At 70.8% G+C, this 6765-nt stretch carries 6 protein-coding genes and 1 pseudogene; 1 reads left to right on the top strand and 6 read right to left on the bottom strand.

Translation table 11 applies throughout. From position 1 onward, the window contains the following. Positions 1 to 83 (top strand): annotated as a pseudogene (locus tag ABZ826_RS33545) (transposase); the annotation flags it as partial. 7 nt (positions 84 to 90) lie between these two features. On the opposite strand, the gene ABZ826_RS33540 reads toward ABZ826_RS33545, so the two are convergent. The 6 genes from ABZ826_RS33540 to ABZ826_RS33515 form a co-directional block, all read right to left on the bottom strand. After that, entirely contained in the window at positions 91 to 1095 is a 1005-nt protein-coding gene (locus ABZ826_RS33540; RefSeq protein ID WP_361457000.1) for a MerR family transcriptional regulator, read from the bottom strand. A gap of 3 nt (positions 1096 to 1098) precedes the next feature. Continuing rightward, positions 1099 to 1770, bottom strand: a complete 672-nt coding sequence (locus tag ABZ826_RS33535; protein WP_361456997.1) for a HEAT repeat domain-containing protein — start codon at positions 1768 to 1770, stop codon at positions 1099 to 1101. Between the two features lie 380 nt (positions 1771 to 2150). Beyond that, entirely contained in the window at positions 2151 to 2687 is a 537-nt protein-coding gene (locus ABZ826_RS33530) for a DUF4232 domain-containing protein (protein ID WP_361456994.1), read from the bottom strand. A gap of 200 nt (positions 2688 to 2887) precedes the next feature. Beyond that, positions 2888 to 4255 carry a cytochrome P450 gene (locus ABZ826_RS33525; protein ID WP_361456991.1) on the bottom strand — a complete coding sequence of 456 codons (1368 nt, stop codon included), beginning with the start codon at positions 4253 to 4255 and terminating at the stop codon, positions 2888 to 2890. A gap of 261 nt (positions 4256 to 4516) precedes the next feature. Beyond that, positions 4517 to 5371 (bottom strand): hypothetical protein, encoded by an 855-nt coding sequence (locus ABZ826_RS33520; RefSeq protein WP_361456988.1) that lies wholly within the window; start codon positions 5369 to 5371, stop codon positions 4517 to 4519. A 2-nt stretch (positions 5372 to 5373) separates the two neighbouring features. Beyond that, positions 5374 to 6651, bottom strand: a complete 1278-nt coding sequence (locus ABZ826_RS33515; protein WP_361456985.1) for a VWA domain-containing protein — start codon at positions 6649 to 6651, stop codon at positions 5374 to 5376. Between the last annotated feature and the right edge of the window lie 114 nt (positions 6652 to 6765).

Here is a 6765-nt window from a genome sequence, read left to right as displayed (position 1 = left end):
TCCGCCGCTACATCATCTGGCGAAACCGCCATGCCGACGACCGGCGCCTACGCGCCGTCGTCGACAGGGCAAACGTTGCCTGATCCGGCACTAGCGTGCGTTGCGTAGCTTGAGAATGTATGTCGCAGTCAGCGCAACGGCACGGTCTTCGTCATCTGACAGATCTGCGAGGGCACGTGACGTCAGGATCCCCGGGATGTCCGCGAGCGCCTGTGTCAGCCGTCGACGTGCAGACGATCCGATGGTGCCGTCGGCGAGGCAGTCGACGAGCCCAGTGGCGATCTGATCCGCCAACGCGGGATCACCCGCCAGCGTGCTCAGTGCATCGGCTGCGTCGGCGTCGTTCCTCTCCTCGACGATCATGTCGATGAGCGTCGGCACCGCGTCGGCCACTCCACGTGCCCCGAGCGCCAGAGCCGCGTACCCACGGACCACGATGTCGGGGTTCGTCAGGGCGTCCTGCAGCAGTGCGGTCGCCTCACCGTTCGGAATCTCGGCGATGGACTGGACGGCACGTTTCCGCACCTCGGCCGCGGGTGAGCCGAGGCCCTCCGCCAGCAGTGCCGGCCCGTCCTCGCCCGATTGCGCCAGAGCCCAACGAAGGGCTCCGGCGACGTTCGGGTCCGACTCGCTCAGCACGGCCTCGACCAGCGCTTCCACCGGCACGGGAACTTCCGCGACCGCGGACAGGGCCGCGCGCTGCCGCCTCCCCGCGCTCTTCGACCCCAACGCCTGGAGGAGCGCGACGATCTGGAGGACGTCCTCCCAGTCGGCGGGTTCCGCGGCACCGATCCGACGGAGTTGCGTGAGCAGCTCCGTCTCCGCTGCGATGCGGTCTCGTGTCTGGCGGATGAGGTCGTCGACGAGTTCCGTGGGCGCGAAGCCGGGGTCATCGAGCGCGCGCCTGACGTCGCGCAGCGACAGCCCCAATGACCGCAGGCTCTCGATGTGGAAGACTCGCCGGATGTTCTCGCTGGAGTACTCCCGATAGCCGGAGTCGGTACGACCCGTCGGCCGCACCAGGCCGAGAGATTCGTAATGCCTGAGCATGCGGGCGCTGACCCCGGACCGTCGCGCGACATCACCGATCAACACTGCCTACCGCCCCTCATCGCCGGCCTCGCCGAGGGCTACGACGCGCTTCGCCTCCTCGATCGCGAACTCGAATCCGGCATCCGGGTCGCGCCACAGCCGTTCCGTGGCGATCGCGTGCGCGCGCACACGAGGGTCGAGATCCGTCGTCGCGGCGCCCAGTGCCGGCAACATCACCTCCCCGAGCGCGATCAGCGCTCGGCTGAGGCTCAGCTGCGTCTCGCCTTCGCCGCGCCCGAGCTGCCTCGCCAACACTACGGCCAACTCGCGCTCCTCACCCTCGGGCACGAGCACGACCGCTGTCCGCCAGGCGCTCCGGGCCACCTCGTCGTCGGCGTCCGACAGCAGCGCCGGTGTGATCGCCGGCCACGCTTGCCGATCCCCGATCTTGGACAGCGTGTGCAACGCCTGGCTCCGTGCCTGCGCACGCTCCGAGCGGACTTCGTCGAGAAGCACCGGGACCGTCATCGATGCCGCGTGGCGGGTGAGTGCCCACGTCAGCATTTCGCGCACGAAGAACTCGGGCTCGATCGCGCATCGCTCGATGAGCTTGCCGATGAACCCCGGGTCAGGGGTCGTGCCGGCCGCCAGCGCTGCCTGCAGCCGGACCGACGCGCCCTTGCTCTCCAGCCCCTGGAGAGCTCGCATCGTGTTCGTGTCCTCTTTCGGCATGGCCATGAGGGCCACCACCTCCTTGGCTGCAGTGAAGACCTTGTCACTGTGTCAAGGTCAAGTGGAGCCAGCCGGAGAGCCGCTCGAACCGCGGGTGCGCGGTCCGCTCGATCGAAGTCACCATTCCGCCCCGGCCTCGGGCGACAGCCCAACAGCACACCAATGAAGCTGCGCCGAATGGGTGAGGGGCTGTGTCCTCAGGGCTTCGACAATGCTCTGGACACCCGTCGCGACCGGGTCCAGGCCCGGGTCAATCCACGCACGTCACCGTCCGGTTGGCACGGTCCGGACCGTGGCGTCCCGTTTCCCCGTGGCGTCCGGCCGTCCCGCCTGCCTGTCCTGTCCACCTGCACCGTCGGCCCGGCGGCGCCCGTCCGTCCCGCCCGTCAGCCCAGCGCGTCCGCCAACGCCTTGTCCGCCGCGGCGCGCGACTCGTGCCACAGCGTGCTGACCGGGATCCATACATGGACTCCCGCGGGCATGCCCACGGTGGCCGCGCGGAACGTGACCCCTTGGTGGGAGGGGTCGGCCGCCACGGACAGGCTGCCGACGACATGCCCTTCGGTGGTCTCGGGGTCCGCCGTGCGGACGGCGGCGTACGCACGCTCGCCCCCGGCGAGCACGTAGGGGCCGCTCTCGGCGGGTGGCACGGGCTCGGCGGAGCCGTCCAGGCTGCTGAAGGTGACCGTCGGGATCCGGTCCACGGCACAGGCCCGGCCGCCATGGTTGGTGACGGTGAAACGGGCGACATTCCGCTGTCCGCCGGGTGCGGCGCGCACGTCCAGATCCCGCTCCGGACAGATCCCGGGACGGCTGACGGTCCGAGCAAGGGCTGTGCCGGTCGTGGCCGACGCCGCGGCGGCGGTCAGCGTCAGGGCGGCCGCGACGGTGAGTGCGGGGGCGAGAGCGGGGCGAAGACGCATGGTGTTTCTCCCGTTGGATCGACAGCCTGCGGATGCACGGCCGGACGGCCCGGCGGCCGGGTGCACCGCCATGGACAGTGTGACCTGCATCTCTCAAGCAGCGCGACAGATCCGACATATCGGTTCGGGATATCCGGATATCGGCGTCGGAGCCGATCTCGGAGCCCGCGCCCGCCCCGGCCACCCTGCCTCGTGCACCGCTACCGCGCCCGGAGTGTAGCCCTCACTTCGCGGTCGGGCTGCAGCGTCAGCGCCGGTACGGGGTTGACGACGCCCGGGTCCACGTCCAGCTGGAATCGGCGGGCCAGCACGGCCAGGATCAATACCGCCTCGACCATCGCGAACCGCGCGCCCAGGCAGACCCGCGGTCCGCCGCCGAACGGGAACCACGCGTACTCCGCGATCTCGTCGCCCGCCTCCGGATCCCAGCGCTCGGGGCGGAACTCCTCCGGCTCGGGAAACCAGCGTTCGTCACGGTGCGTCGCCCACTGGCTCGTCCACACCCTGGTGCCGCGCGGCATGGGGACACCGCCGATCCGCGCGCCCTCCTTGGCGACGCCGGTGACCAGCCAGATCGTCGGGTAGAGGCGCAGGGTCTCCTTGACCACGCACTGGGTGTACGTCAGTCGGGCGTAGTCGTCGAACTCCGGCTCCCGGTCACCGAGGACTCGGTCCAGCTCCTCGTCGAGCGCGGCGCGCGCCCGGGGATTGCGGGACAGCAGATACCAGGCCCACACCAGCGTGGAACTGGTCGTCTCGTGTCCGCCGATGTACAGGGTGACCGTCTCGTCGCGTATCTCCTGGTCCGTGAGGCGGGCGCCCGTCTCGTCCACCGCGGTCAGCAGTCGGCTCAGCAGGTCGGGGCGGTCGTCCCCGCCGTCGCGGTGCCGGGCCACCACCCGGCTCACCTCGGCGTCGATGACCGCGGCGGCCTTCCTGATCCTGGCCCGGCCCGGTGTCGGCACCCAGTCCGGCAGCAGCGCGCCGATGCCGGCGAACTCCTTGCCGATCTCCTGCTGCGCCACATCCATGGCACGGCCCATCGCGTCGGCGTCGGCCGGGGTGTCCACACCGAAGATCGTGCGGACCGCGATCCTCTGCGTCAGCGCCGCCATCTCCCGCTTGACGTCCACGCGTTCACCGATGGACCAGGTGTCCGCCAGCTCCACCGCGCTGCTCGCCATCGTCGCCGCGTACGAGCGCACCTGCTTGGGTCGTACGGAGGGCTGCACCAGCGACCGTTTCCGTCGCCAGTCCGTACCACGGGCCACCACCACGCCGTTGCCCATCACCGTGCGGAACGCGATGCCGAGTGCGGGCTGGTCGAAGGTGCGTTCCGTCTCGGTGAGCAGTTCGCCGATGCACTTGGGATCGGCTATGTACACACAGGAGTTGGGGCCGAATCGCCAGCCGACCATGTCCCCGTGACCGCGCAGCCGTTCGAAGAAGGCGAGGGGGTTCTTCGCGAACCACGGCAGGCTGCCGAGAAGCGGTAACCCCTTCGGGCCGGGCGCGATCGTGTGGCCTCGCGGTTCGGCGCCGACGGCCGGGCCGGTCTCCGTGGACATGAAAATCTCCGCTCCCTGTGGCGCGCCCGACGGGGGTGCGCAGCGACCTGACCTCAGAGGTGCCGCACGGCGTGGAAGACGTCATCGGCCTTGTGAGGTACGTGAGTTGTCGAGGGTAGTCGCCGTGGTGCCCGGAGCGCGCGGGTGGTGGGGGAGCGGAGGGGATCTGTACGCCGTCGCCGGACGGGCTCGGTTCCAGAGCCCGTCCGGCGACACCTGTCGGTGGGCTCCCGGTCCGGAGCCCGTCCCACGACGTGTGGGTCAGACGCCCGGCGGAACGCGGGACGGGCGGCCGGTGCCGCGGGTGAGGGAGTAGCCGAAGACCGCCGCGAGCGCCCCCAGAACGCCGCCGCCGACCGTCCACGGCCAGCGGTCGGTCCACCAGCCGGAGGCCCAGCCGTCCTCGGGTTCGCTGCCGAGCGAGACCTTGGCCGACGTGTCGTCACCACCGTTCGCCGGTGAGTCGGACGCGTCCGACACAGGTGAGACGACGGACGTGCCGGGGACCAGCGGCCGCGCGAGCGTGCCGTCGACGTCCGCGGCACCACCCTTGTCGACCGCCGTGACCTCGACCTCGGTCTGCACCGGAAGACCGAGGTCCGCCGAGGGCAGATCGACGACCGTGAGGCGCACGTAGTAGCTGCCCGGCAGCGGGTCGTTGGCCCACGGCTCGGACCAGGCGCGGACGGTCCGCAGCACGCAGGTCAGCTCGACGGTCGACGCGTCGGCCGCCGCCTTCCCGGTCTGGCGGCCGTACATGCAGGCCTGACGGCGCCGCAGCCCGTCGTACACATCGACCTGCCAGGTCGACGCGCCGTGCCGGGTCGCGGTCTCCGGCAGGGTGATCTTGGCCTTGACGGTGGCGCGCTGGCCCGCGTCGGCGGGGAACACCCAGTACAGGTAGTCACCCGTGGAGGCACCGGCGGTGGCGGGCTGGTTCTGCTGGACCGCCGTGGCCGTGCGGAAAGTGGTGCCGGCCTCGGTGGGGCCGGACGCGCTGTCGGAGGTGCTCGGGTCCGGGTTCGCCGACGGGTCGTCGGCCGAGGCGGCGCCCGCCGACGTCAGCAGGGCGAGGCCGGTCAGCAGCGCGCCCGCGAGCACACGTGTCGTACGCATCATCAGTTGGTCCTCCAGACGGCGACGCGCCAGCGCGAGATCCAGCCGGTCAGCAGGCCCGCGACCAGCCCGGTGAGCACCAGTACGCCGAGCAGCCACCAGCCGTGGCCGAGACCGAACGCGGCGACATCGGCTGCGTCGTCCGGGGCGTCCACCAGGTCCACGGTCAGCTCGACCGGCATGCCCGGCTCGGTCTTCACGGAGGCCGGAGCCGAGAAGGAGTTGCTCACCTGGAGGCACACGGTCTCGGCGGGAGGCTCGGTGCCGTCGTCCGCGGCGTCCTGTTCCGGCTTCGGATAACGCAGGCCGGAGGAGATCGCGTCGGTGCGGCCGGTGCCCGACTCCGAGCCCCGGACGATCTCCCGTCCGTGCACGGTCACCGCGCGCAGCAGCACACCGTAGTCGTTGTTCACGGCGCGGTCGGCCGAGACGCTGACCGAGGCGCGCAGCTCCTGACCGGGGCGCACGTCCACCCGGTACCAGCGGTGCTCGCCGATCTTCTCCCGGTCGGTGTACAGGCCCGCCTTGAGCTCGGGAGCCTTGGAACAGCGGTCCGCGCCCTCGGTCGCCACCGGTGTGACGACGGGCTCGGCGGCCCGCTCGACCAACTGCTTGACGCGGCCGGAGAGTTCATCGGAGTGCTGGACGGCGGTGTAGGTGCCGCCGGTGGCCTCGGCGATGCAGGTCAGCTGCTCGCGGATCTTCGCGTTCGGCACCAGGCCCAGCGTGTCGATGACGAGGTGGATGCCGCGGGCCGCGATGTCACGTGCCACCTCGCACGGGTCGAGCGGGCCACAGGTGTCCTCACCGTCGCTGATCAGCACGATCCGGCGGGTGGAGTCACCGCCTTCGAGGTCGTCGGCGGCGCCCAGCAGGGCCGGGCCGATCGGGGTCCAGCCGGTGGGGGCCAGGGTGGAGACCGCGGTCTTCGCCTCGGTACGGTCCAGCGGACCGACCGGGTACAGCTGCTTGGTGTCCTTGCAGCCGACCTTCCGGTCATTGCCCGGGTAGTCGGCTCCGAGCGTCCGGATACCGAGCTCCACCTGCTCGGGCACCGCGTCCAGGACCTCGTTGAACGCGTGCTTCGCCGCGGCCATCCGGGACTGGCCGTCGATGTCACGGGTCCGCATCGAACCACTGACGTCGAGCACCAGCTCGACCTTGGGGGCGGCCTTGGTGGGGGTCTCATCGGCTGCGGCGGGAAGTGCCGTACCGAGCCCGGCGGTCAGGGTGGCGAGCAGAATGCCCACCCCGACCGTCAGCCTTCTTCTTATGATCATCGCCGGATACTATTGAAGATCGCTTCGCTTCCCCAAACCGGTCCGACGGCGGTCACGGGCCCACGCCCGGGGCGGCCCGGCCGAAGTGACAGCCAGTCAACGTCCCTTGCCGGA

It is taken from the genome of Streptomyces sp. NPDC047515, assembly GCF_040643055.1.
GTDB lineage: Bacteria > Actinomycetota > Actinomycetes > Streptomycetales > Streptomycetaceae > Streptomyces.
This window is presented reverse-complemented; position numbering and strand designations above follow the sequence as displayed.